This window comes from Pseudomonas abyssi, assembly GCF_003444685.1.
In the GTDB taxonomy this organism is placed as follows: Bacteria; Pseudomonadota; Gammaproteobacteria; order Pseudomonadales; family Pseudomonadaceae; genus Halopseudomonas; species Halopseudomonas abyssi.
The window spans coordinates 1,045,348-1,069,628 of sequence record NZ_LMAZ01000001.1; the positions used below are offsets into that span (position 1 = coordinate 1,045,348).

At 61.4% G+C, this 24,281-nt stretch carries 25 protein-coding genes; 20 read left to right on the forward strand and 5 right to left on the reverse strand.

Annotation, left to right across the window (positions count from 1 at the left end):
- The 8 genes from ASB58_RS04840 (at position 1) to sthA (ending at position 7,234) form a co-directional block, all read left to right on the forward strand.
- Positions 1 to 1,215 carry an NADH:ubiquinone reductase (Na(+)-transporting) subunit B gene (locus ASB58_RS04840; RefSeq protein ID WP_096004649.1) on the forward strand — a complete coding sequence of 405 codons (1,215 nt, stop codon included), beginning with the start codon at positions 1 to 3 and terminating at the stop codon, positions 1,213 to 1,215.
- Positions 1,205 to 1,984 (forward strand): Na(+)-translocating NADH-quinone reductase subunit C, encoded by a 780-nt coding sequence (locus tag ASB58_RS04845; RefSeq protein ID WP_096004650.1) that lies wholly within the window; start codon positions 1,205 to 1,207, stop codon positions 1,982 to 1,984. The genes ASB58_RS04840 and ASB58_RS04845 overlap by 11 nt, the downstream gene beginning before the upstream one ends.
- Before the next feature lie 2 nt (positions 1,985 to 1,986).
- Positions 1,987 to 2,658 (forward strand): NADH:ubiquinone reductase (Na(+)-transporting) subunit D, encoded by a 672-nt coding sequence (locus ASB58_RS04850; RefSeq protein WP_083725963.1) that lies wholly within the window; start codon positions 1,987 to 1,989, stop codon positions 2,656 to 2,658.
- A gap of 6 nt (positions 2,659 to 2,664) precedes the next feature.
- Positions 2,665 to 3,273, forward strand: a complete 609-nt coding sequence (gene nqrE, locus ASB58_RS04855) for an NADH:ubiquinone reductase (Na(+)-transporting) subunit E (RefSeq protein ID WP_083726043.1) — start codon at positions 2,665 to 2,667, stop codon at positions 3,271 to 3,273.
- A 15-nt stretch (positions 3,274 to 3,288) separates the two neighbouring features.
- A complete protein-coding gene (nqrF, locus tag ASB58_RS04860; protein WP_096004651.1) occupies positions 3,289 to 4,512 on the forward strand; it encodes an NADH:ubiquinone reductase (Na(+)-transporting) subunit F in 1,224 nt (407 codons plus the stop codon).
- A gap of 108 nt (positions 4,513 to 4,620) precedes the next feature.
- A complete protein-coding gene (locus ASB58_RS04865; RefSeq protein ID WP_328587539.1) occupies positions 4,621 to 5,538 on the forward strand; it encodes an FAD:protein FMN transferase in 918 nt (305 codons plus the stop codon).
- A 3-nt stretch (positions 5,539 to 5,541) separates the two neighbouring features.
- Positions 5,542 to 5,781: a (Na+)-NQR maturation NqrM gene (gene nqrM, locus ASB58_RS04870; RefSeq protein ID WP_083725957.1), complete on the forward strand. Its 240-nt coding sequence runs from the start codon at positions 5,542 to 5,544 to the stop codon at positions 5,779 to 5,781.
- A gap of 55 nt (positions 5,782 to 5,836) precedes the next feature.
- Entirely contained in the window at positions 5,837 to 7,234 is a 1,398-nt protein-coding gene (sthA, locus tag ASB58_RS04875) for a Si-specific NAD(P)(+) transhydrogenase (protein WP_118129530.1), read from the forward strand.
- Positions 7,235 to 7,248: 14 nt separating this feature from the next.
- On the opposite strand, the gene ASB58_RS04880 is transcribed toward sthA, so the two are convergent.
- Genes ASB58_RS04880 through ASB58_RS04890 form a run of 3 tightly spaced genes read right to left on the reverse strand, consistent with a single transcriptional unit; the run spans position 7,249 to position 8,844 of the window.
- Positions 7,249 to 7,977 (reverse strand): glycerophosphodiester phosphodiesterase, encoded by a 729-nt coding sequence (locus ASB58_RS04880; RefSeq protein ID WP_096004654.1) that lies wholly within the window; start codon positions 7,975 to 7,977, stop codon positions 7,249 to 7,251.
- A gap of 6 nt (positions 7,978 to 7,983) precedes the next feature.
- Positions 7,984 to 8,271: a phosphodiesterase gene (locus tag ASB58_RS04885; RefSeq protein WP_096004655.1), complete on the reverse strand. Its 288-nt coding sequence runs from the start codon at positions 8,269 to 8,271 to the stop codon at positions 7,984 to 7,986.
- A gap of 12 nt (positions 8,272 to 8,283) precedes the next feature.
- The gene (locus tag ASB58_RS04890) at positions 8,284 to 8,844 is read right to left on the reverse strand and encodes a PilZ domain-containing protein (RefSeq protein ID WP_118129531.1); all 561 of its coding nucleotides are present in this window, start codon (positions 8,842 to 8,844) and stop codon (positions 8,284 to 8,286) included.
- 111 nt (positions 8,845 to 8,955) lie between these two features.
- On the opposite strand from ASB58_RS04890, the gene ASB58_RS04895 reads away from it, so the two are divergent.
- Positions 8,956 to 10,200 carry a lipoprotein-releasing ABC transporter permease subunit gene (locus ASB58_RS04895; protein ID WP_118129532.1) on the forward strand — a complete coding sequence of 415 codons (1,245 nt, stop codon included), beginning with the start codon at positions 8,956 to 8,958 and terminating at the stop codon, positions 10,198 to 10,200.
- The gene (lolD, locus tag ASB58_RS04900) at positions 10,193 to 10,876 is read left to right on the forward strand and encodes a lipoprotein-releasing ABC transporter ATP-binding protein LolD (RefSeq protein WP_096004658.1); all 684 of its coding nucleotides are present in this window, start codon (positions 10,193 to 10,195) and stop codon (positions 10,874 to 10,876) included. Before ASB58_RS04895 ends, lolD begins: the two co-directional genes overlap by 8 nt.
- A gap of 7 nt (positions 10,877 to 10,883) precedes the next feature.
- On the opposite strand, the gene ASB58_RS04905 is transcribed toward lolD, so the two are convergent.
- Positions 10,884 to 11,414, reverse strand: coding sequence for a DUF2062 domain-containing protein (locus ASB58_RS04905; protein ID WP_083725943.1), 531 nt, complete (start codon positions 11,412 to 11,414; stop codon positions 10,884 to 10,886).
- A 225-nt stretch (positions 11,415 to 11,639) separates the two neighbouring features.
- Here ASB58_RS04905 and ASB58_RS04910 point away from each other — a divergent pair, with 225 nt between their 5' ends.
- The 8 genes from ASB58_RS04910 (at position 11,640) to murB (ending at position 18,523) form a co-directional block, all read left to right on the forward strand.
- Positions 11,640 to 13,886, forward strand: a complete 2,247-nt coding sequence (locus tag ASB58_RS04910) for a DNA internalization-related competence protein ComEC/Rec2 (protein ID WP_118129533.1) — start codon at positions 11,640 to 11,642, stop codon at positions 13,884 to 13,886.
- A 77-nt stretch (positions 13,887 to 13,963) separates the two neighbouring features.
- Positions 13,964 to 14,632, forward strand: a complete 669-nt coding sequence (locus tag ASB58_RS04915; RefSeq protein ID WP_096004660.1) for a flagellar polar localization protein PocA — start codon at positions 13,964 to 13,966, stop codon at positions 14,630 to 14,632.
- Positions 14,633 to 14,634: 2 nt separating this feature from the next.
- A complete protein-coding gene (locus ASB58_RS04920; protein ID WP_096004661.1) occupies positions 14,635 to 15,069 on the forward strand; it encodes a flagellar polar localization protein PocB in 435 nt (144 codons plus the stop codon).
- Positions 15,066 to 16,091: a tetraacyldisaccharide 4'-kinase gene (gene lpxK, locus ASB58_RS04925; RefSeq protein WP_118129534.1), complete on the forward strand. Its 1,026-nt coding sequence runs from the start codon at positions 15,066 to 15,068 to the stop codon at positions 16,089 to 16,091. The genes ASB58_RS04920 and lpxK overlap by 4 nt, the downstream gene beginning before the upstream one ends.
- A 3-nt stretch (positions 16,092 to 16,094) precedes the next feature.
- Complete coding sequence (locus ASB58_RS04930) at positions 16,095 to 16,280, forward strand: Trm112 family protein (protein WP_065335674.1); 186 nt, start codon at positions 16,095 to 16,097, stop codon at positions 16,278 to 16,280.
- Complete coding sequence (kdsB, locus tag ASB58_RS04935; protein WP_118129995.1) at positions 16,276 to 17,043, forward strand: 3-deoxy-manno-octulosonate cytidylyltransferase; 768 nt, start codon at positions 16,276 to 16,278, stop codon at positions 17,041 to 17,043. The genes ASB58_RS04930 and kdsB overlap by 5 nt, the downstream gene beginning before the upstream one ends.
- A complete protein-coding gene (locus ASB58_RS04940; protein WP_096004663.1) occupies positions 17,040 to 17,501 on the forward strand; it encodes a low molecular weight protein-tyrosine-phosphatase in 462 nt (153 codons plus the stop codon). The genes kdsB and ASB58_RS04940 overlap by 4 nt, the downstream gene beginning before the upstream one ends.
- Complete coding sequence (gene murB, locus ASB58_RS04945) at positions 17,501 to 18,523, forward strand: UDP-N-acetylmuramate dehydrogenase (RefSeq protein WP_118129535.1); 1,023 nt, start codon at positions 17,501 to 17,503, stop codon at positions 18,521 to 18,523. The genes ASB58_RS04940 and murB overlap by 1 nt, the downstream gene beginning before the upstream one ends.
- A 140-nt stretch (positions 18,524 to 18,663) precedes the next feature.
- On the opposite strand, the gene rne is transcribed toward murB, so the two are convergent.
- The gene (gene rne / locus ASB58_RS04950; protein ID WP_118129536.1) at positions 18,664 to 21,966 is read right to left on the reverse strand and encodes a ribonuclease E; all 3,303 of its coding nucleotides are present in this window, start codon (positions 21,964 to 21,966) and stop codon (positions 18,664 to 18,666) included.
- 675 nt (positions 21,967 to 22,641) lie between these two features.
- On the opposite strand from rne, the gene rluC reads away from it, so the two are divergent.
- Both rluC and ASB58_RS04960 read left to right on the forward strand, forming a co-directional pair.
- Positions 22,642 to 23,607 carry a 23S rRNA pseudouridine(955/2504/2580) synthase RluC gene (gene rluC, locus ASB58_RS04955; RefSeq protein ID WP_118129537.1) on the forward strand — a complete coding sequence of 322 codons (966 nt, stop codon included), beginning with the start codon at positions 22,642 to 22,644 and terminating at the stop codon, positions 23,605 to 23,607.
- On the forward strand, positions 23,597 to 24,280 hold the full coding sequence (locus ASB58_RS04960) for an HAD-IA family hydrolase (RefSeq protein ID WP_118129538.1): 684 nt from the start codon (positions 23,597 to 23,599) through the stop codon (positions 24,278 to 24,280). Before rluC ends, ASB58_RS04960 begins: the two co-directional genes overlap by 11 nt.
- Position 24,281: the final 1 nt, after the last annotated feature.

The following is a 24,281-nucleotide window of genomic DNA, read 5'->3' on the forward strand; positions in this document are numbered from 1 at the left end:
ATGGGCCTGCGTTCATTCCTCGACAAGATCGAGCACAACTTCGAAAAGGGCGGCAAGCACGAAAAGTGGTATGCCCTGTACGAAGCCATCGATACCTTCTTCTACCGCCCGGGCAGCGTCACCAAGACCACTGCCCACGTGCGTGACGGTCTCGACCTCAAGCGCATGATGATTACCGTATGGCTGTGCACCTTCCCGGTGATTTTCTACGGGATGTACAACATCGGTTTCCAGGCCAACACCATCTACGCAGGTAACCCTGATCTGCTGGCCGCTCAGGACAACTGGCGTCTGGCGCTGATTGCCCTGTTTGCCGGTTTTGATCCGGCGAGCCTGTGGGATAACCTGATCCACGGTGCTGCCTACTTCCTCCCGGTCTACGCCGTGACCTTCCTGGTCGGTGGTTTCTGGGAAGTGGTCTTTGCCTCCATCCGCAAGCATGAAGTGAACGAAGGCTTCTTCGTTACCTCCATCCTGTTTGCCCTGATCGTGCCGCCGAGCATCCCGCTGTGGCAGGTCGCGCTGGGTATCAGCTTCGGTGTGGTTATCGGCAAGGAAGTGTTTGGCGGTACCGGCAAGAACTTCCTTAACCCGGCGCTGACCGGCCGTGCGTTCCTGTTCTTCGCCTACCCGGCGCAGATGTCCGGTGACGCGGTCTGGACCGCTGTTGACGGTTTTGCCGGCGCGACCGCGCTGAGCATGGCGGCTTCCGGTGGCATCGAGCAGGTAGTCGGTAGCGGCCTGACGTGGCTGAATGCCTTCTACGGCAATATGCAGGGCTCCATGGGTGAAGTGTCCACACTGGCCATCTTCATTGGTGGTGCGGTGCTGCTGATGACCAAGATCGCCAACTGGCGCATCGTTGCCGGCGTGATGCTCGGCATGATCGCTACCAGCCTGCTGTTCAACGGTATCGGTTCTGACACCAACCCGATGTTCGGTGTGCCGTGGTACTGGCACATGGTGATTGGCGGCTTTGCCTTCGGCATGATCTTCATGGCGACTGACCCGGTGTCGGCCTCCATGACCAATACCGGCAAGTGGATCTTTGGTGCGCTGATCGGTCTGATGGTCATTCTGATTCGCGTCGTCAACCCGGCATTCCCTGAGGGCATGATGCTGGCGATTCTGTTTGCCAACCTCTTTGCTCCGCTCATCGACCACTTCGTGGTTCAGGCCAACATCAAACGGAGGCTTGCACGCAATGTCCAGTAAGAAAGAATCCGTTGCCCGCACGCTCACGGTAGCGCTGCTCGTCTGTCTGGTCTGCTCGGTGGTGGTGTCGGCTGCCGCTGTGGCACTCAAGCCGGTACAGACCACCAACCGCCTGCAGGACAAACAACGCAACATCCTGCAGATCGCCGGTCTGTATGACGAAAGTCGCAGCATCGAAGAGCAGTTTTCGCAAATTACGCCGCGTCTGGTCGACCTGCGCACTGGCGAGTTCAGCGATGCACAGGATCCGCTGACCTTCGATCAGCAGAAGGCCTCGAAGGATCCGGACATGTCCCAGCAGCTCACTGGTGAGCAGGACATTGCCAGCATCCGTCGTCGCGCCGACTACTCCACTGTCTATGTTGTCGAGAACACTGATGGCAGCATCAAGACCCTGATCCTGCCGATTCACGGCTATGGTCTGTGGTCGACCCTCTATGGTTTCATGGCGCTGGAAAGCGACCTGCAAACCGTGGTTGGTCTGGGCTTCTATCAGCACGCTGAAACCCCCGGTCTGGGTGGTGAAGTCGATAACCCGAACTGGAAAGCGCAGTGGCAGGGCAAGGTCGTCTACGATGAGTCTGGTGATGTTGATATCAGTGTCGTCAAGGGCAGCGTCGATCCGAACAGCCCGAAGGCCGAACACCAGGTTGACGGTCTGGCCGGTGCCACACTGACCAGCCGCGGTGTTGAGAGTCTGGTGCGTTTCTGGCTGGGTGAAGACGGCTTCGGTCCGTTCCTCGATCATCTTCGTGCAGGGGAGGCATAATCATGGCTAAAGCCACTGCAAGACAGGTTCTGTTCGAGCCTATTTTCAGCAATAACCCGATCGCCCTGCAGATCCTCGGTATCTGTTCGGCGCTGGCGGTTACCACCAGCCTGAGCGTGACCCTGGTCATGTGTATCGCGCTGACCTCGGTAACCGCGCTGTCCAACTTCTTTATTTCCATCGTGCGTAACCAGATCCCCAGCTCGATCCGCATGATCGTGCAGATGGTGATCATTGCGTCGCTGGTTATCGTGGTTGACCAGGTGCTCAAGGCCTACGCCTACAGCATCAGCAAGCAGCTGTCGGTATTCGTCGGTCTGATCATCACCAACTGCATCGTGATGGGTCGGGCTGAAGCTTTCGCCATGCAGAACCCGCCGCACATGAGCTTCCTGGACGGTGTCGGTAACGGTCTGGGCTACAGCTTCATCCTCATCTGCGTTGCGGTTGTGCGTGAGCTGCTGGGTGCCGGCAAGCTGTTCGGTATCGAGATTCTGCCGGTGGTCAACGCCGGTGGCTGGTACCAGCCCAACGGTCTGCTGCTGCTGCCGCCGTCTGCGTTCTTTATCATCGGTCTGATCATCTGGGGCCTGCGCTCCTGGAAGAAAGATCAGGTGGAAGAGGCTGAGTTCAAGATGGCGCCGCAGAGCCGTGCCATGAAGGAGGCAATGTAAGCCATGATTGAACATTACATCAGCCTGCTGGTGCGGGCGATTTTCGTCGAGAACATGGCGCTGGCCTTCTTCCTGGGGATGTGTACCTTCATCGCCATTTCCAAGAAGGTGCAGACGGCGCTGGGCCTGGGTATTGCGGTGGTCGTGGTACTGACCATCACGGTTCCGGCCAACAATCTGATCTACACCTATCTGCTCAAGGACGGTGCGCTGGCCTGGGCTGGCATGCCGAACGTCGACCTGAGCTTCCTGGGTCTGCTGAGCTACATCGGTGTGATCGCGGCGATCGTGCAGATTCTCGAGATGTTGCTCGACAAGTTTGTACCTGCGCTCTACAACGCCCTGGGGGTGTTCCTGCCGCTGATCACTGTGAACTGCGCCATCATGGGTGCGTCGCTGTTCATGGTTGAGCGCGATTACGCTTTCGGTGAGAGCGTGGTTTACGGTGCGGGTGCCGGTATCGGTTGGGCGCTGGCGATCGTTGCCTTGGCGGGTATCCGTGAAAAACTCAAGTACAGCGATGTGCCGGATGGTCTGCGCGGTCTGGGCATCACCTTCATTACCGTTGGTCTGATGTCGCTGGGCTTCATGTCCTTCTCCGGCGTGCAACTGTAAGAGGAGCTGTAACTGATGAACATGGAAATCTATCTGGGCGTCGGGATGTTTACCGCGATTGTATTGTCGCTGGTAGCCATCATTCTGATTGCCCGTTCCAAGCTGGTCAGCAGCGGCGATGTCACCATTGAAATCAATGGTGAGCGCACGGTTACTGTTGCTGCCGGTTCCAAGCTGTTGAATACCCTGTCGGCCAACGGCATTTTCCTGTCTTCGGCCTGTGGTGGCGGCGGTACCTGCGCCCAGTGCAAGTGCATCGTCGAAAGCGGTGGCGGCGAAATGCTGCCGACCGAAGAGTCGCACTTCACCAAGCGCGAGGCGAAGGAAGGCTGGCGCCTGTCCTGTCAGACTCCGGTCAAGCAGGACATGAAGATCGAGGTGCCGGAAGAAGTCTTCGGTGTGAAGAAGTGGGAATGCACCGTGGAGTCCAACCCGAACGTGGCTACCTTTATCAAGGAGCTGACGCTGAAGCTACCGGAAGGCGAGAACGTCGACTTCCGCGCCGGTGGTTATGTCCAGCTGGAATGCCCGCCGCACACCGTCAACTACAAGGATTTCGACATTCAGCCGGAATTCCGTGGTGACTGGGACAAGTTCAACCTGTGGAAGTATGTGTCGAAGGTGGATGAAACCACCATCCGTGCTTACTCCATGGCGAACTATCCGGAAGAAAAGGGCCTCGTGAAGTTCAACATTCGTGTTGCTTCGCCGCCGCCCGGTCGTGACGACCTGCCGCCAGGCAAGATGTCTTCCTGGGTGTTCTCGCTGAAGCCGGGCGACAAGGTGACCGTGTACGGTCCGTTCGGTGAGTTCTTTGCCAAGGATACGGACGCCGAGATGGTCTTCATCGGCGGTGGTGCCGGCATGGCGCCGATGCGTTCGCACATCTTCGACCAGCTCAAGCGTCTGAACTCCAAGCGCAAGATGAGCTTCTGGTACGGTGCACGTTCGCTGCGTGAAGCCTTTTACGTTGAAGAGTACGACCAGTTGGCGGCCGAGAACGACAACTTCAAGTGGCATCTGGCGCTGTCCGATCCGCTGCCGGAAGACAATTGGGAAGGCCCCACCGGCTTCATCCATAACGTGTTGTTCGAGAACTATCTGAAGGACCACCCGGCGCCTGAAGACTGCGAGTTCTACATGTGTGGACCGCCGATGATGAACGCATCCGTGATCAAGATGCTGCAGGACCTTGGCGTTGAACCCGAGAACATCCTGCTCGACGACTTCGGCGGCTAGTACATGCGTCTGAGCGTTATCCGGCCCGTTATTGCTGTTGCTCTGGCAACAGCAATAACGGGCTGTTTCAATTCTGTAGATCCGGTTTCCGAAATGTACGGCGCCACCATGGGCAGCACCTATTCGATCAAATGGGTGCCGGTCGATGATGCGCCGGACACAGAAGCGCTACAGGCCGATATAGACGGCATGCTGGCGCGCTTTGACGCCGAGGTGTCCACCTGGCGTTCCGATTCCACGCTGGCACAGTTCAATGCCGCGCCGGCGGGTACCTGCATGGACATGCCGGAATCCGTCCTGACAATGATGATGCAGTCCGATCGTCTGAGTGCAGAAAGTGATGGCGCGTTTGATGTGACGGTGGCGCCATTGCTCAAGCTGTGGGGCTTTCACGGCGATCCGCAACTGCAGACCGTGCCGGACCAGCAACTGCTTGACGAGGCGATGGCCCAGGTCGGTCAGCAGCATCTGCATATCGGCCATGGCCAGCTGTGCAAGGATGTGGCGGTAACGGTAGATTTCAGCAGTATCGGCGCCGGCTATATGGTGGACCGGGTGGCTGAACGACTCGAGCACTATGGCATCAAAAGCTATATGGTGGAGATTACCGGTGAGCTGAAGGCCGTGGGTCGTAAACCGGGTGACCGGCCATGGCGTATCGCCGTCGAAGAGCCACGGGATGATAATCGCGTGGCCCAGATTATCCTGGCGCTGGACGGTGAGTCGGTGTCGACCTCGGGTGACTACCGCAATTACTTCGAACTCGATGGGCAGCGCTATTCCCATACGTTCGACGCCCGGACCGGTCGGCCCGTGATGCATCGACTGGCGGCGGTGACGGTGCTGGATGACTCGGCCGCCCGTGCCGATGGTCTGTCTACGGTGCTGATGATCATGGGAGAGAAGGCTGGCTGGGATTATGCTGTCAGTCACCAGATCCCCGCGTTTTTTGTCGTGCGTGCGGGCGACGTGTTCGAATCTCGCGCTACCCCGCACTTTAATGCCCTGATTGAGGGCGAGGAGTAACTCATGGTTTGGCTTCTGGCGTTTGCCCTGATGCTGTTGCTGTTCGCCGGCATGGCGGTCGGCGTAATGATGGGCCGTAAGCCGATTGCCGGCTCCTGTGGCGGTATCGGCGCGGTTGGCGTCGACAAGGCCTGTGGTATCTGTGGTGGTGACACCACCAAGTGCGAAGAGGCGAGCGCCAATGCTGGTGTGGTCCAGCGCCCGCGTACGGATCTCGCTCACGACGCGACCAAGGTCGACTAGGGCTCCATCGCCCTGCGTGGCACTCTGAATTGCCTGTTGAAACAAGGAATACCGAATGGCCGTATACAACTACGACGTAGTGGTGCTGGGCTCCGGCCCAGCGGGTGAAGGGGCGGCGATGAACGCCGCCAAGCACGGTCGCAAGGTGGCCGTCGTGGAGGAGCGCAAGGAAGTTGGCGGCAACTGCACGCACCTGGGGACCATTCCGTCCAAGGCGTTGCGTTACTCGGTCAAGCAGATTATCCAGTTCAACACCAACCCGATGTTCCGCCAGATCGGCGATCCGCGCTGGTTCTCCTTTCCGGACGTACTGCGCAGTGCCGAGAAGGTGATGGGCAAGCAGGTTGCCTCGCGTACCAGCTATTACGCACGTAACCGGGTAGATGTGTTTTTCGGTAAAGGCAGCTTTGCCGATGAGCACACGCTGGAGATTGTGGATGGCTCCGGCGTGGTCGACAAACTGATTGCCAAGGAGGTGATCATTGCGACGGGGTCGCGCCCGTATCGCCCCGCAGACGTGAATTTCAGTCACCCGCGTATCTATGACAGCGACACCATTCTCAAGCTCAACCACACGCCACGGACTCTGATTATCTACGGCGCTGGTGTCATCGGCTGTGAGTACGCGTCGATTTTCTGCGGTCTGGGTGTGAAGGTGGATCTCATCGACACCCGTGACCGCCTGCTCAGCTTTCTGGACGACGAGATTTCCGATGCGCTCAGCTACCACCTGCGCAACAGCAGTGTGCTGATCCGGCATAACGAGGAATACGAGAAGATCGAAGGTGTGGACGGCCGCGGCGTGGTGCTGCAGCTCAAGTCAGGCAAACGCCTGAAGGCTGACGCGCTGCTCTGGTGCAACGGGCGGACCGGTAATACCGACGGCCTGGGGCTGGAGAACGTGGGCCTGCACCCCAATGGTCGCGGCCAGCTGGAGGTAGACGAAAACTACCGCACCAGCGTGCCGAACATCTACGCCGTGGGTGATGTAATTGGCTGGCCGAGCCTGGCCAGTGCTGCGTTTGACCAGGGGCGTTCGGCGGCCGGCAACATCGTCAGCAACGATGCCTGGCGCTTTGTCGACGATGTGCCGACCGGCATCTATACGATTCCGGAGATCAGCTCACTGGGCAAGACCGAGCGCGAGCTCACCGAGGCCTGTGTGCCTTACGAGATCGGGCAGGCGTTCTTCAAGAGCATTGCCCGAGCCCAGATCAGTGGTGAGCCGGTGGGCCTGCTGAAGATTCTGTTCCACCGCGAAACCCTGGAAGTGCTTGGCATTCACTGCTTTGGTGACCAGGCGGCGGAGATTGTGCACATTGGTCAGGCCATCATGAACCAGAAAGATGGCGCCAACACCATCAACTACTTCGTCAACACTACCTTCAATTACCCGACCATGGCCGAAGCCTATCGTGTCGCGGCACTGGACGGTCTGAACCGTCTGTTTTGACCAGCAGGGGCGCGCTAGCCGCGCCCCTGACTCACTTCCATCGCTCTTGCCGGGTAGTCCGTGATCAGACTGTCGACGCCCATGTCGATCAATTGCCGCATGCGTGCGGCGTCGTTCACGGTCCAGACCGAGACGTGCAGGCCCTGTGCCTGTGCCTGGCGCAGCCGCTCGATGTTGCACAGCTTCCAGTTGAGTATCAGGTAACGGCAGCCGTAACGGCGCGCGCTTTTCAGCGGGTTGAGCAGCCCATACTCTTCGACCAGCCCGGTAGGCAACGCAAAACCGCTGCGTTTGGCGTAGCGCAGCAGGGTGCGGCTGGCCGAGGTCACCACCACCTTGTCGTGCAGCTGGTAGCGCTCCACCAGCGCCATGATGGCATTCAGCACGATGCGTGACTGGCGCTCGGACCCGCTTTTGACCTCAAGTTGGTAGTGCTCGAGCTGCGGGCAGGCCTGAAACAGCTGCTCCAGGGTTGGGATCGGGCAGGGTTGATCCCAGCCGGGCAGGCCCAGGCGGGCATCCATGCGGTTCAGTTCGGCAGCCGTGTGCTGGGCCACCTTGCCGCGTAGCCCGGTGGTGCGCTTGAGGGTCGGGTCGTGAATGATCATCAACTGCTGGTCAGCCGACAGGTGCAGGTCCAGCTCGACCCGGGTGACGCCGGCTTCAAGCGCCTTGTGGAAACTGGGCAAGGTGTTTTCCGGTGCTTCTGCCCGTGCACCGCGGTGTCCATAAATCAGTGTCATGTCAGATCAGGGCGCCTTGTGCTGCCGGACGCTGTTGATCACCTTGTCGTACTCGAAGTAGACGCTGAAGCCGGGATAATCCCAGCGTGTGATTGGCGGCTGACCGACCGCAGCATGGCGGCGGCTGGGCTCGCCCCAGCGTGCGCTGACGCTGTCGAAGCTGGCGCCGCGTTGGGGCAGGGCGCCCTGGTTGCTGCCAGCCTGTTCTCCAACGGGGATGCGCAGGGTATCAGCCTGGGTGGTGGTGGCCAGCAGCAGGCTGGCGCCAAACAGCAGGGCGGAGAGGCTTTTCATGGTGAGTTCCTTTCAGGTCGATTTGGCGGCGCGTATATCTTGCGCCTGTTTTTGCAGGATATGCCGAGCCAGTAGTTGGCGTTGGGCATCGTTGATGACATCAAAGTTCACTGCAATGCGCCAGGTGCCGGGCGTCTGAGCCGATTCGCAGCGGGTGACGCAGGCTGGCATGACCAATCCAAGTGGCGCGGGCAGCAATACCATGCGCACGGCCAGCCAGCTGTCTTCGGGGAAGGGAGCAGGGTAGTCAAAATCGACGCCGCCCTCGCTCAGACTGACTTGCCGGGGGGCGCCAAGGTCCGCTATCAGCTCCTGCGCCACCGCACGGCCGAGCAGGTCGATGCGTTTATTGATGATCTTCAGGTATTGCGCCAACGCGCGGTCGCGCTCGCTGATCTGGCGCAAAAGGTGCTGCGACTCATAATCGAGCATGTGCATATCGGCCAGCAGGTTGAACAGGGTGCTCTGTTGAGCATCGAGTTCTACCTCTGGACCGTCGATGGGACTGCACTCAAGAAACACCTGATCCTGAATGCGAAAGAACTCACGGCGGTCTTCATGGTCTGTGTGCATGGCGATTCTCGTTGGGCGCTGATGACAGGCGCTGACCAGCCTCCGTCGTTCAGTGTAACATGTCGCGCACAATTCACCGGCTGGGGCCGGATACAAGGTAGCCTGCTTTTCATGTTCAGACCCTTACCCTTTTTTATCGGCCTGCGATATACCCGCGCCAAGCGGCGTAATCACTTCATCTCCTTTATTTCACTGATTTCCATGCTCGGTCTGACGCTCGGTGTCATGGTCATGATCCTGGTGCTGTCGGTGATGAACGGCTTTGATCGCGAGTTGCGAACCCGCATCCTGGGCATGGTTCCGCATGCGACCATCAACGGTTATCAGCCCATCGATGATTGGCGCTCGTTGGCAGAACAGCTGGAGAGCAACCCCAAGGTTGTCGGCACGGCGCCCTTCATTCAGCTGCAGGGCATGCTGACGCATAACGGCAGCGTGGCTCCGGTGCTGGTCAACGGGATTGACCCGCAGGCCGAAAAGCGCGTCTCCATCCTGCAGAACCACATGCAGTCCGGGTCGCTGGATAATCTGGCCGAAGGCGAGTTTGGTATCGTCATTGGCGAGTTGATCGCCAAGCGTTTTGATGTCGCGCCCGGCGACAAACTCACCTTTGTGCTGCCCGAAGCCTCGGTTACGCCGGCTGGCGTGTTCCCCCGTCTGAAGCGTTTCACTGTGGCGGGTGTGTTCAAGGTCGGCGCGGAGCTGGATGGCTCGCTGGCGATGATCCATGTTGCGGATGCGGCGCGCCTGAGTCGCTGGCAGCCGGGACAGGTTCAGGGCGTAAGGCTGCAGTTGCAGAACCTGTTCGAGGCGCCGCAGGTGGCCTGGGATCTGGTGCGCGAGCTGCCGGGCGACTACTACGCTCAGGACTGGACGCGCACCCATGGCAACCTGTTTGCGGCAATCAAGATGGAAAAGACCATGATTGGCCTGCTGCTGATGCTGATCGTCGCGGTGGCGGCGTTCAACATCATCTCGACGCTGGTGATGGTGGTAACGGACAAAAAGGCCGATATCGCGATTTTACGCACCCTGGGCGCCACGCCCGGCTCCATCATGGGCATCTTCATGGTGCAGGGCTCGCTGATCGGCGTCGTGGGTACGGTCAGCGGCTGCATCCTCGGCGTGCTGGCGGCGCTGAATGTGTCCGATATGGTTGCGTGGCTGGAGCGGGTGCTGGGTATCCAGTTCCTCAGCTCGGATGTCTATTTCATCAGCTATCTGCCCTCAGAACTGATCTGGAGCGATGTTGTGGTGATCTGTACCACCGCCCTGAGTTTGAGTTTCCTTGCTACCTTGTATCCCGCTTGGCGGGCATCGCGTACCGAGCCGGCGGAGGCCCTGCGTTATGACTGATGTCGTTCTCGAATGCCGTGATCTGAGCAAGGAATACTCGGTCGGCCCGCAAACCCTGCGGGTGCTGGATGAGGTCCAATTGCGCTTGCTGCGTGGCGAGCGCGTCGCCATTGTCGGCAGTTCCGGCTCAGGCAAGACCACCCTGCTGAACATGCTGGGCGGGCTTGATACGCCTACCTCGGGCGAAGTGCGACTGGCCGGCCAGCAATTGTCGACGCTGAAGGAGTCTGAGCGCGGTCGCCTGCGTAACCAGCAACTCGGGTTTGTCTACCAATTCCATCATCTGTTGCCGGAATTCACCGCCCTGGAGAACGTGTGCATGCCGCTGCTGATCGGTAAAACGCCGATCAGCGAGGGGCGTGAGCGCGCCACCGCGATGCTGGAGCGAGTAGGGCTGGGCGAGCGGATTGGTCATAAGCCGGCCGAGCTGTCTGGTGGTGAGCGTCAGCGGGTGGCCATTGCCCGTGCCCTGATCAGCCAGCCGGCCTGTGTGCTGCTGGATGAGCCGACCGGTAATCTGGATCAGCAGACTGCTGAAAGCATTCAGCAACTGATGCTGGAACTCAGTCAAACCTTGCAGACTGCCTTTCTGGTGGTCACACATGATCTTGCATTGGCGGCTCGCATGGACCGCACCTTCACCCTCAAGCAGGGGCAACTGCGCGAGCAGGTCTGAGCGCCGATTACTCGGGCGACTGGCGACGGCGTCGCAATTTGCGGCGTTGCCAGTTGCGCGATACCCAGATGCGCCAATACAACAGCGTCAGGACGTAGCCCAGTCCGGCGATGACCGTGCCAACGATCAATGAGCCCAGCAGCAGCGGCTGCCAGATGTGCTGCAGCTCGGACATCAGCCAGGTGAAGGACAATTCCATCGGCATGCTGCGCTCTGGTGCGCCCAGCAGCAGCGTGCCGACCTTGTACTGGGCGAAGAAGATCGGCGGCATGGTGACCGGGTTGGTCAGCCAGACCAGGCTGACCGAAATCGGCAGGTTGGAACGCGCAACGATGGCTACCGCGGCTGCCACGGCCATCTGCATCGGGATGGGCAGGAAGGCGACGAACAGGCCAACGGCCATAGCGCGGGAGACGCTGTGGCGGTTGAGATGCCAGAGGTTCGGATCGTGTAGCAGGTTGCCCATGAACTGCAGGGACTTGCTGCCTTTGATCCGATCCGGGTGAGGCATCATGCGTTTGAGAAAACGGCGTGGCATCGCAGGATTCGGCTAGGTGGGCGTGCGCCAATTATGCCCGGATTGATACCTCCGCACTACTGCCTGACAGCCAGGGTCTGTTGCCGTTTCTTTCCCCGGCCTGTCGAGGTGCGTCTGTAACGCCGCGACCCAGCGCCTTGCGCTTCTTGATTGGCCGTTTTACAGGCTGGATAAGGCGGGTCAGCGAAGTCTCGGCAGACGCTAACAGGAAAACAGGATGTTTCCGTGAGCCACCCTCGCTTGCTGCTGACCGCGCTGCTGGCCGGTCTGCTGACTCCGCTGTGCTTGACTCGCTTGCCGGCGCTGCCCTGGTGGGGCTGGCTGCTATTTCCTCTGTTTGCCTGTCTCTTGCGTCGCCGGCCTGCGGGCCGGCTGCTGCTGGTCTTTGCGCTGGGCGCCTGCTGGGCGCTGGCGTGGCACCAGCTGCAACTTGCTCAGCGCCTGCCGACGGAGCTGGATAACCAGACACTGGAACTCGTCGGGACCGTCGCGGCACTGCCTGAGCAGACCGAGACGGGATGGCGCTTCATGGTGCGTGACGGGCATACGCTCGATGGCCGGAGCTTGCCGCTGATGCGCTTGCACTGGTGGGGTGGCGAGGGTGTGCGTGCGGGAGAGCAATGGCAACTGACGGTGCGCTTGCGTGCTCCGCGGGGTATGCGCAACCCGGGCACCTTTGACTATGAGGCCTGGTTGTATGCGCAGGGTATTGGTGCTGTGGGCAGTGTGCGTGCCGGGCGGCGCATCGCGGCTGCGCCGGCCCTGGGGCAATGGCGCGATCGCTTGCACCAACATCTGGGGGGCACGCTGGTGTCCCAGGACAATAGGCGTCTGCTAGCCTTGCTGATCGGGGATCGCCAGGCCCTGTCCGATGCGGACTGGGAGGTGCTGCAGCGCACGGGCACCAGTCACTTGCTGGTTATCTCCGGCTTGCACGTTGGCATGCTGGCTCTGGCCTTCTTTGTGCTGGTGCAACTGCTGCTGCGCTGCTCCCTCTGGCACTGGCCCTGGCCTCAGCTGTGGCTGGCCGCACCGCTCGCGCTGGGCGCGGCGGCCGGCTACGCGCTGTTGGCCGGAATGGCGGTGCCGGTACAGCGGGCGCTGCTAATGTGCGCTGCGGCGCTGTTGCTGCAGTTGTGGCGTCGCTCCGTTGCGCCGCTCACGATCTGGCTGCTGGCGATGTGCCTGGTCGTGCTGGCCAATCCTGCAGCCCCATTGCGCGCCGGCTTCTGGTTGTCGTTTATGGCGGTTGGGCTGCTGATCCTTGCTATGGGCGGGCGGCTGCACAACCGCGGTCTGTGGTGGCGTTGGGGGCGAGCCCAGTGGGTTGCCTTTGTCGGGCTCTGGCCCTGGCTGGTGCTGTGGGGTATGCCGGCCAGCGGCGCGTCTATGCTGATCAACCTGCTGGCCATTCCCTGGATAAGTCTGCTGGTGGTGCCGCTGGCTCTGCTGGGCAGCTTGATGGAATTGGCGCTAGGCTGGAGTCAGCCGCTGCTGCTGGCTGCCTGGTTGCTCAATCTGTTGATGACGGTGCTTGCCTGGGCCGGCAGTTGGAGCCCGCTGATTTATCTGCCTTTTCCGGGTTGGGCGAGTTGGTGTCTGGCGCTGGCCGGCAGTTTGCTGTTGCTGTTGCCCGGCGCCGTTGTTGTGCGGCCGCTGGCATTGCTCTGCCTGTTGCCGCTGCTGATGGCCGAGCAAACGCGGCCGGCACCGGGGGAGTTGCGTGTCGTGACGCTGGATGTGGGGCAGGGCCTGTCGGTGCTGTTGCAGACGTCCGGGCACACGCTGCTGTATGACGCCGGCGCCCGGCTGGCCAGCGGCTTTGATCTGGGCGAGGCGGTTGTCGTGCCCAGCTTGCTGGCGCTGGGAGTTGAGCGGTTGGATGTGCTGCTGGTCAGTCATGGCGACAATGATCACGCCGGTGGTGTGCCCAGCGTGATCCGTATGCTCCCGACCGAGCGGTTGATCGCAGGTGAGCCCGAGCGCCTGCAAGGGCTCGGCGCGCAGGCCTGCCGTCATGGCGAAAGCTGGTCGTGGGACGGGGTCGAGTTTACCTTGCTGCGTGCGGCCCTGTCCGATGCGCCGGCCAATGGTCAGTCTTGCGTACTGCAGGTGCGCGCCGGAGAGCAGGGCCTGCTGTTGCCGGGCGACATTCGGCAGGCCGAAGAGTATGCCTTGCTACCGCAGCTGGAGTCGGCAGACCTGCTGCTGGCACCCCACCACGGCAGCCGCAGCTCCTCAAGTTATGCGTTTATCCGTCGGGTGGCGCCGCACTGGGTGGTATACAGCGCGGCTTATCACAGTCCATACGGGCATCCGCATCCGCTGGTTGTGCAGCGCTACCAAGAATTGGGCAGTGATGCGATTTATACTGGCCACTCGGGGGCGGTCGGTTTTATCCTTGGCCGCTCGGGGTCGATTAGCCCCGAATGGCGCTGGCGGGAGGCCGCACGTCGTTTCTGGCATCAATGATAAAGACGGGTTATTCGCCGGCCGACAGGGCGGCAGCCTGTGCTAGAGTAGGCAACCATTTTGGGGAGGGATCGCTTGTGTGGGAATTGATCAGTTCTGGCGGTTGGTTGATGGTGCCCATCATCCTGTCGTCAGTCATTGCTGTGGCTATCGTATTTGAGCGTTTGTGGGTGTTGCGCGCAGCGCGGGTCGCACCGGCAGGCTTGCTCGGCCAGGTCTGGCAATGGGTCAAGGATGGTCAACTGGACGCAGCCAAACTCAAGTCGCTGCGTGCCGATTCGCCACTGGGCGAGATTCTCGCCGCCGGCCTGGCCAACTCGCGTCATGGCCGCGACATCATGAAAGAGTGCATCCAGGAAGCCGCCGGCAAGGTGGTGCATGAGCTGGAGCGCTACCTCAATACCCTGGGTACTATCGCTGCGATTACGCCTTTGCTGGGCCTGCTGGGTACTGTTATCGGCATGATCGACGTGTTCAGCGCCATCATGGTGCAGGGCACCGGCAATACCGGCGTACTGGCTGGTGGTATTTCCAAGGCTTTGATCACCACGGCGGCGGGTCTGACGGTGGCCATCCCGGCGGTCTTTTTCCATCGTTTCTTCGTGCGCCGTGTGGATGAGCTGGTGGTCGCCATGGAGCAGGAAGCGACCAAGCTGGTTGAAGTCGTACTGGGCAACCGTGAGGTGGATTTCAACGGCAATGGCAACGGTCGCAAGCTGGCTGCCGCCGGTGGCAAGGGAGCCTGAGCGTGAACTTTCGCCGGCAGAAGATTGAAGAGGTCAGCGTCAACCTGACACCGTTGATTGATGTGGTGTTTCTGCTGCTGATCTTCTTTATGGTGTCGACCACCTTTACCCGAGAAACCCAGCTCAAGTTGGAGCTGCCCCAGGCCGCCTCCGGTCAGCGGGTCGAGGACCGCAGCATCCAGCAGTTGGAGCTGACCATCGCCGCCAACGGCGAGATGGCGCTGAATGATCGCACTCTGATGCGCTCGGACCTGGAAACCCTGACCGCCGCGCTGCAGAGAGAGTCAGGCGGGGATACCCTGTTGCCGGTAATCATTACCGCCGACGCGCAAACGCCGCACCAGTACGTCATTATCGCGATGGATGCTGCCGGCCAGCTCGGTTTCAGTCGGCTGCGCCTGACAACCAGTGAAATCGAGGCGGACGCCACGCAGTGAGCGGTTCGTCCCTGGAGCAGCGGTTGCTGCGCGCCTGGTACAGCCGGGCTGGCTGGCTGAAGCTGCTGCGTCCGTTGTCCGCACTGTATCGCCGGGTTGTGGTGCGACGTCGTCAGCAGTATCTGGCTGGGCAACGTGCTCAGTGGCAGCCGCCGGTGCCGCTAATAGTGGTTGGCAATATCACCGTCGGTGGGACCGGCAAGACGCCGATGGTGGTCTGGCTGGTCGAGTTCCTGCGGCGTCAGGGCTATCGCCCCGGGGTAGTTAGCCGGGGTTACGGCGCCGCGCCACCGTCACTCCCCTGGGTGGTTTCCTCAACCGATGCGCCGGCGATTGCTGGCGACGAGCCGCTGCTTATCGTGCAGCGGTGCCAGGTGCCGTTGGTCATTGATCCGAACCGCCCGGCCGCCGCCCGCCGCCTGCTGGAGGAGGGGGTAGATCTGATTATCAGTGATGATGGCCTGCAGCATTATGCCCTGGGCCGAAGCGTTGAACTGGTGTTGCTTGATCAGCAGCGTGACCTGGGCAACCGGCGCTGTCTGCCCGAAGGGCCGCTGCGCGAGCCGGTTGAGCGCTTGCAATCGGTTGATCTGGTGGTGCGCAACGGTGCCGCAGCCGATGGCCCCAAGGGCTATGCGATGCAGCTGGCACCCGGTGTGCTGGTCAATCTTGTGACCTGCGAGCGCGTTGCTGCCACCCGCTGGTCTGGCTCTCGTCAGGTGGCGGCCATGGCGGGTATCGGCAATCCCGAGCGCTTCTTTGTCACCCTGCAGGCGCTGGCCTTTGAGTGCGAGACCTACATCTTTGCTGACCATGCCCGCTATGATGAGCAGGTGCTGGCGCCTTTGCCAACGAACAAACCAGTGCTGATGACTGAGAAAGATGCGGTCAAGTGTGCTGCACTGGCGCGCGACAACTGGTGGTATCTGAGTGTCGATGCGCAGCTAAGCGACGACTTTGCAACAGCGCTGCTGGCGCTGCTGCCTGCGCCCGAAAGGGCTTGCGAATCAATCCAGGAGTGATCGATGGATCCCAAACTGATGGACGTGCTGGCCTGCCCTCTGTGCAAGGGGCCGCTGGTATTGAGCAATGACAAACAGGAACTCTGGTGCCGCGCAGACGGGCTGGCCTTTCCGGTGCGAGATGGTATTCCGGTGATGCTGGAGTCCGAGGCGCGCGCACTGGACGCCGACGAAAAGCTGGGTGATTAGCGCGATGTTTCACGTCATTATTCCGGCCCGTTACGCCTCGACCCGCTTACCCGGCAAGCCGCTGCAGCAGATCGCCGGCAAGCCCATGGTGCAGCACGTCTGGGAGCAGGCGTGCAAGAGTGGGGCGGCGACGGTCACTGTGGCGACGGACGATCAGCGTATTATTGATGCCTGTCGTGCCTTTGGCGCCGAGGTGGTGCTGACCCGCGCAGACCATCCTACCGGCACCGATCGCCTGCAAGAGGTCGTCACCCAGCTGGGCCTGCCCGGCGATGCCTGCGTGGTCAATGTGCAAGGTGATGAGCCACTGATTCCGCCAGCGGTGATCGACCAGGTGGCGGCCAATCTGCTGGCTGCTAGTGATGCCGGCATTGCGACGCTCGCCGAGCCGATCGCTGACAGCGAAACGCTGTTCAACCCTAATGCCGTCAAGGTGGTGACCGATCACCAGGGCTATGCGCTGTACTTCAGCCGTGCGCCGATGCCCTGGTGTCGTGACCAGTTCGCCAATGGCCCGGCGCCGCTGCCCGAGCAGGTTCCCTTTCGACGCCACGTCGGCATCTACGCGTACAAGGTCAGCTTTCTGCATGCTTATGTCGGTTGGCCGGCCAGCCCATTAGAAACGGCTGAGTCGCTGGAGCAGTTGCGTGCGCTCTGGTTTGGCACACGCATTCACGTCGCCGACGCCTGTCAGACCCTGCCTGCGGGGGTGGATACCGTTGAGGATCTGGCGCGGGTGCGGGCGTTGTTGGAGTCCGCATGACGCGCGTGCTGTTTGTCTGTCTCGGCAATATCTGTCGCTCGCCCAGCGCTCAGGGCGTATTCGAGGCACGCCTGGCCGAGCGCGGCCTGCAGTCGGCCTTTGAGGTCGACTCCGCCGGTACCGGCGGCTATCACGCTGGCGAGCCGCCAGACCGGCGTGCTCAGGCGGCGGCCCGCCGACGTGGCTATGACATCAGTGGCCAGCGCGCGCGCGCCGTGCGCGACGGTGATTTTCATCAGTTCGATCTGATTCTCGCGATGGATCGCAGCAATCTGAGCAATCTGCTGCAGCGTGCGCCTGCTAACTGTCGGGCCAAGGTGCGCCTGTTCATGAGTGGGGTCAGAGGCTGGCCGGAAGAAGTACCTGATCCGTATTTTGGTGGCGACCAGGGGTTTGAGCAGGTGCTGGATATGCTTGATGCCGCGTCTGATGCCCTTTTGGCGGAGCAGGGCTACTGATGCGGATGCAAGAGGGCGCGGACCTCAAGCCGTTTAACAGTATGGCGCTATCGGCTCCGGCAGAACATCTGCTGGAGGTAGCCAACGACCGCGAGCTGCGGGAGGCGTTGGCGCTGGCGCAGCGCAACGGCTGGCCGCTGACGTTAATGGGGGGTGGCAGTAATCTGATACTGGCGGGCGCGGTATCCGGCCTGGTGGTACGCATGGTCAGTCGTGGTCGACGGGTTTTGTCTCGTGACGCCGAGCAGGTTGTGATTCAGGCTGAGGCGGGAGAAAGCTGGCACCAGCTGGTGTGCTGGAGTCTCGATCTCGGCTTGAGCGGCCTTGAGAATCTGGCCTTGATACCGGGGACGGTGGGTGCTGCGCCGGTGCAGAATATCGGCGCTTATGGTGTCGAGCTGTGCGATTGTTTTGACAGCTTGCAGGCACTGGACCGTGAAACCGGTGAGTTGTGCTGGTTCGATCGCGAGCAGTGCAGCTTCGCCTATCGGGACAGTCGTTTTAAGCGCGAGACTGGCCGATATGTGATCTTGCGGGTTCGTCTGCGGCTATGGCGCCGGGCGCGGCTGAGGGTGGGGTATGCGCCCTTGGCTGCAGCCTGGGCGGCGACCGGCCTGAGCGAGCCTGATGCGCGAGTAGTGGCTGCGCTGGTTGTGCGCATTCGTCAAAGCAAGTTGCCGGACCCGCAGATCCTGCCGAATGCTGGCAGCTTCTTCAAGAACCCGGTGGTGAGTGTGGGGCAGGCGCGACAGTTGCTTGAGCGCTATCCTTCGATGCCGCAGTTCACGCAGGCCGATGGCACGGTCAAACTGGCTGCCGCCTGGTTGATTGATCAGGCGGGCTGGAAGGGCTTTCGCGATGGGGCGGCTGGCGTGCATAGCGAGCAGGCGCTGGTGCTGGTCAACCATGGCGGCGCAACCGGTGCGCAGATTCTCGAGCTTGCGGCGCGCATTCGTGCCGATGTGCTGGCACGTTACGGTGTTGAGCTGGAGCAGGAGCCTCCGGTGATCGGTCTGCCTTAACGCCACGAAGGTTGCGGCAAAGGCGACCGCACAGCTGCAGGATACGAAAGCCCGGCTAGTCAGCCGGGCTTTTTTTGGGGGTCGTGCAGGCACAAAAAAGGGGATGCCGATCGGCATCCCCTTTTTTGCTTACGCCCCGGTCAGGGCTTCTGGCTGTCGACGGTCTGCTCGTCCTTGCGGACTTGCTCGCTGTCGTCGCTATCGGCGGTGTCGTCTGCGGTCGTCGCGTCCGACTCGGCCTTGGTTTCGCTTTCCGGCTGCGCGGCGTCATCGGCAGCTATGGGCTGCTCGGTGGCACTTGGCTGCTCGTTCAGCAGGTCGGCCTGTTGGGGCTGAGCCGCAGGTGCAGCTTCGGCCACGACTTCCGGTGCCTTGACAGCGTCTGGCTCGGCTGGAGCAGCTTGCGGTGCCTCAACTGCGGCCTCTGCGACAGGTGCCGGCTCGCTCTGAGCTGCCTGGGCGGCTTCTTCGGCCTGGCGCTTGGCCTCAAGCTGACGCTTGCGGATTTCGCGCGGGTCGTTATAGGCGCGGCCGCTTTCGGTCAGTGCCGGAATAGCGGAGTCTTGCGCTGCAACTGGCGCAGGCTGCTCTGCCTCAGGCGCCGCAGCGGGCTGCTCCGGAGCCTGCTCGGTTGCGGGCGCAACGGCTTCTGCCACGGGCTCGGCAGCAGGTGCTGCTTCTGCGGGCGCTTGTTCTGCCGGTGCTTGCTCTGCCTGCGGCGCGTTGTCCGCTGTTGCTTCGGCGCTTGCCTCAGCGACAGGTGCGGTGGCGGGTGCTTGTGCAGGCTGCTCGGACTGTTCTGCGTCGTCCTCTGAGCGGCTGCTGTTGCGCTCGCGACGCGGGCGGCGGTTACGCTCGCCACGCTCACGACGGGACGGGCGAGTCTCTGCCTGCTCGGTTTGCTCGCCAGACTCTTCGCTCTGAACGTCGTCAGCACCAGCCTCGGTAGCCGCCTGCGGTTGCTCTTCGCTGTCGGACTTATCAACCGGTTGGGCCTGGGTGAAGGCCTCGACGGCGGTCTCGATAGACGCTTCCAGTTTGCTGGCCGCTTCGGTCAGCCCCGCTTCAACCGGTGTCTGCACATCGGTGACGGTCTCGGCATCGGCGTCAACTGCGGTGGTGACGGCTGCATCGCTGCTGGGGGCGTCGGCGGAGGTGGCGACGGCTGCGGCGACGGCAGTGGTGCCGGCTTCGCTGTTGTCGCCTTCTTGCTGAGCACCTTCGGCTTGCGGACGGCGGCGGTTGTTGCGACGACGCTGGCTGCTGCGTGAACGGCGCTTGGGACGCTCGCCTTCGTTACCGTCGGCAGCGTTATCCTGGGCCTCGTCAGCAGTGGTCTGCAGGTTGGTCAGCTCGTCGTTTTGCTCGACTTCTTCGGCGCGCGGCTGTGGAGCACGGCGCTCGCGTTGCTCGCGCGGCTGACGGTTCTGGCTGTCGTCCTCGCGGTTGGTGCGCTGCTCGGCGTCAGCCGGGCGGCGGCGGCGGCGAGTGTTACCTGCTTCATTCTTACGGGTTTCGCTGGCTTCGTTCTCGTTGCGCTGCTCTGGCTTGGCGCCTTGTGCCTTGCGTTCACCGTCCTGGCGGTTGCCACGATCGTTGCGCTCACCGCGCTCACCGCGCTCACCGCGCTGGCGACGGTTGCGGTTGTTGCGGCGCTCGTCGGCGTTACGCGGATTGCGCTCACGCTTACGTTCATTGCTGTCGCTCTGCTCCTGCTTCTCGGCTTGCTCTGCAGCTGGCTGCTCGCTGGCGAACAGGCCTACCAGGCTCTTGATCAAACCCTTGAACAGGTTCGGTTGAGCGGCTTGTACGGCTTCGACCGGCGCTGGCGGCGTTGGTGCCGGGCGGGCAGGGGAGAGTGCCTTGACGGCTGCTTCCTGACGCACGATGGCGCGGGTCTGGCTGACCGGAGCGGGTTCTTCTACTTCGACGGTGGCGGTAGCGGTGTAGCTCGACTCGCCGTTCAGTACCGACTCGTGATCGTCACGCAGACGCTGTACGTCAAAGTGCGGGGTGTCCATGTGTGGGTTGGGCAGCACCAGCACGCGCACGCGGGTGCGCGCTTCGGTCTTGGCCAGGGCGTCGCGCTTTTCGTTGAGCAGGAAGGTGGCGACCGGTACGGGTACGTGGGCACGTACTTCGGCGGTGCGGTCCTTCAGGGCTTCCTCTTCGATCAGGCGCAGCACGGACAGCGACAGGGACTCGACGTCGCGGATGGTGCCGCGGCCGTTACAGCGCGGGCAGACGATGCCGCTGGTCTCACCCAGCGACGGGCGCAGACGCTGGCGGGACATTTCCAGCAGGCCGAAGCGCGAGATGCGGCCAACCTGCACGCGGGCGCGGTCGGCTTCGAGGCTTTCGCGTACGCGTTCTTCAACGGCGCGCTGGTTCTTGGCCGGGGTCATGTCGATAAAGTCGATGACGATCAGGCCGCCGATGTCGCGCAGACGCAGCTGGCGAGCGATCTCTTCAGCCGCTTCCAGGTTGGTCTGCAGTGCGGTTTCTTCGATATCGCCACCCTTGGTCGCACGGGCGGAGTTGATGTCGATGGAAACCAGAGCTTCAGTGTGATCGATAACGATGGAACCGCCGGAGGGCAGTTTCACTTCGCGTTCGAAGGCGGTCTCGATCTGGCTTTCGATCTGGAAGCGATTGAACAGTGGCACGCTGTCTTCGTACAGTTTCACCTTGCTGGCGTACTGCGGCATGACCTGGCTGATAAAGCTCAGCGCCTCTTCCTTCACTTCCTCGCTGTCGATCAGCACTTCACCGATGTCTTGGCGCAGGTAGTCGCGGATGGCGCGGATGATGACATTGCTTTCCTGATAAATCAGGAAGGGTGCCTTGCGCTCCTCGGAGGCGCCTTTGATGGCTTCCCAGAGTTGCAGCAGATAATCCAGGTCCCATTGCAGTTCTTCGGCGCTGCGGCCCAGGCCGGCGGTGCGCACGATCATGCCCATGTCGGCGGGCACGTTCAGGCTGTTCAGGGCTTCGCGCAGTTCGTTGCGCTCTTCGCCTTCGATGCGGCGCGAGATTCCGCCAGCGCGGGGGTTGTTCGGCATCAGCACCAGGTAGCGGCCGGCGAGGCTGATGAAAGTGGTCAGGGCTGCGCCCTTGTTGCCGCGCTCTTCCTTGTCGACCTGGACGATGACTTCCTGGCCTTCTTTCAGCACGTCCTTGATGTTGACGCGACCTTCAACTTGCTTGGAGAAGTATTCGCGGGAGATTTCCTTGAGGGGGAGAAAACCGTGGCGTTCGGAGCCGAAGTCGACAAAAGCGGCTTCCAGGCTGGGTTCGACGCGGGTGATACGGCCTTTGTAGATGTTGGCCTTTTTCTGCTCGCGGGCGCCGGATTCGATGTCCAGATCGTAGAGGCGTTGGCCGTCTACCAGGGCGACACGCAACTCTTCGGGTTGAGTTGCGTTAATGAGCATTCTTTTCATGAAGTACCGTTGTGTTTCCAGAGCTATCCGGTCTGCACGGGCACGGCACCTGCGACTCTTCAGTTAGGTGTCAGGTGTGTTTCTGTTATCGGCGGGGCCGAGATACAGAGTTCACATCGCCACTACAGTGGCGACAGTTCTGTCTGTTACTGCTACTGCATACAGAGAAACTGCTTCGGGACTCCCTGCCATGCGGTCTGGCGGGGCGCGGCAGCGGGTATGCTGCCGAATGGGTCCTGGGGCGTCTACGCAAGGTCTGCGGAGGCCGTCGGGCCGTAGTGCCTGCGCGCCGGAGCGCTATTGCAGGGAATCCTTGGGGAGGAATCAGCTGGACTGGGGACGGGGACACGCTGGTTGGCAAGTGTCTACGCTCGTCACATGATCCTGAAGCTGTGCATCTCCACCTAAACACTTACCCATCTGAATCGGGTGCCGCTCCGTATATTGAACGGGAGCGGGTTAATGGTCTGATCGCCCTTCGGCGTCCAGTCGTCTAACACAGGGCCTGTCGACGTTTTGAGTTCTGCTTGCTGCGTCAGGCCGCCGTGTGGTTGTTTCTGGGGGTGGCAGGCATTTGTTTGGCCTGAGTTCCCCGGCTGCAGAATCGGCAGCTCGCCGGACTATAGCAGCATTTTTTAAGTGCTTCAATTGCATGAAAAATTGTATGATGCGCCGATGAAAAACACCGCTTCAGACCTTCCCGCCCAGGTTCAATTCGATGAAATCTCCGCCGATCAGGCGGGGCAGCGCATTGATAATTATTTGATCACGCGCCTCAAGGGGGCGCCGAAAACACTCGTCTATCGCATCTTGCGCAAGGGCGAGGTGCGGGTGAATAAAGGGCGGGTCAAGCCTGACTACCGGTTGCAGGCGGGTGATCTGCTGCGCATACCGCCGGTCCGGCTGCCGGCACCGGATGAGCCGGTGCTGGTAGGGCAGGGCATTCTCAATGCGCTTGAGCAGAATATTCTGTTTGAGGATAAGGGGTTGATCGTGGTCAACAAGCCGGCAGGTCTGGCGGTGCACGGTGGTAGTGGTCTGCACTTTGGCGTAATCGAGGCAATGCGCCAGTTGCGTCCGGACTGCCCGCAGCTGGAGTTGGTGCATCGGCTGGATCGCGATACCTCGGGTTGTTTGATGATCGCCAAAAAGCGCAGCGTGCTGCGCCATCTGCACGCCGCGCTGCGTGGCGATGGCGTGAACAAGCGCTATTGGGCGCTGGTGCGGGGGCGTTGGCCGGGGGCGACAAAAAAGGTGCATGCGCCGTTGCAGAAAAATAACCTGCGGTCCGGTGAGCGTATGGTCGAGGTGGATCCGGCAGGTAAGGAAAGTCTGACCGAGTTTCGTGTGCTGCAGCGCTTTGGTGATCGCGCCACCCTGGTCGAGGCGCGGCCCGTCACCGGGCGTACCCATCAGATTCGTGTGCACGCCAAGCACGCCGGTCACCCGATTGGCGGTGATCCCAAGTACGGTGATGATGAGTTTTCCCGGGAGCTGCGTGAGTTGGGCGGCAAGCGACTGTTCCTGCATGCGCGCTCGCTGGCGGTGACGCTGGCCGATGGCGAAGCGTTGGAAGTGCAGGCCGAGCCGGGCCCCATGTGGGACGATACGCTGCGCAGGTTGGCCGCTGATGGTGATTGATACGCTGATTTTCGATTGGGACGGCACTCTGGCCGACTCGATAGGTCACATCGTCAGCACCATGCAAAGCGCTGCGGTGGCTGTCGGTTTGCCGGTGCCCAGTGACGAGGCGGTCAAGGGGATTATCGGGCTTGGCCTGCCGGAGGCCGCTGCGGTGCTGTTTCCACAGCGTCCTGATCTGGCGGTGCCGGTGGTCGAGGCCTACCGTGACATCTATCTGAGTGATGATCAGCAGGCGGTGCCCTTGTTTGCTGGTGTTCGGCAGGCATTGGATGACTGGCGTGAGGAGGGTTACCTGCTTGCTGTTGCAACGGGTAAAGGGCGTCGTGGTCTGAACCGGGTGCTCGGTCAGCATGATCTGTTGGATTACTTTGACGCCACGCGTTGCGCTGACGAGACTGTCAGTAAGCCGGATCCGGCCATGCTGCATCAGATTTTGCGGCAGCTGGGGCGTGGTTCCGGGGCGGCAGTCATGGTGGGTGATAGCTGTTTTGATATTCAGATGGCCCACAACGCCGGCGTGCGCGCGGTGGGGGTCAGTTATGGCGCGCAGTCGCGCGGTCAGCTCGAGCAGCTGACGCCGGCGGTGTGTGTGGACAGATTTGTCGAGCTTGCGCCCTGGTTGTCCGGGCAGCGGGCAGGGTCTCGTGGTATCGGGTTGGAGAGAGTTTGAT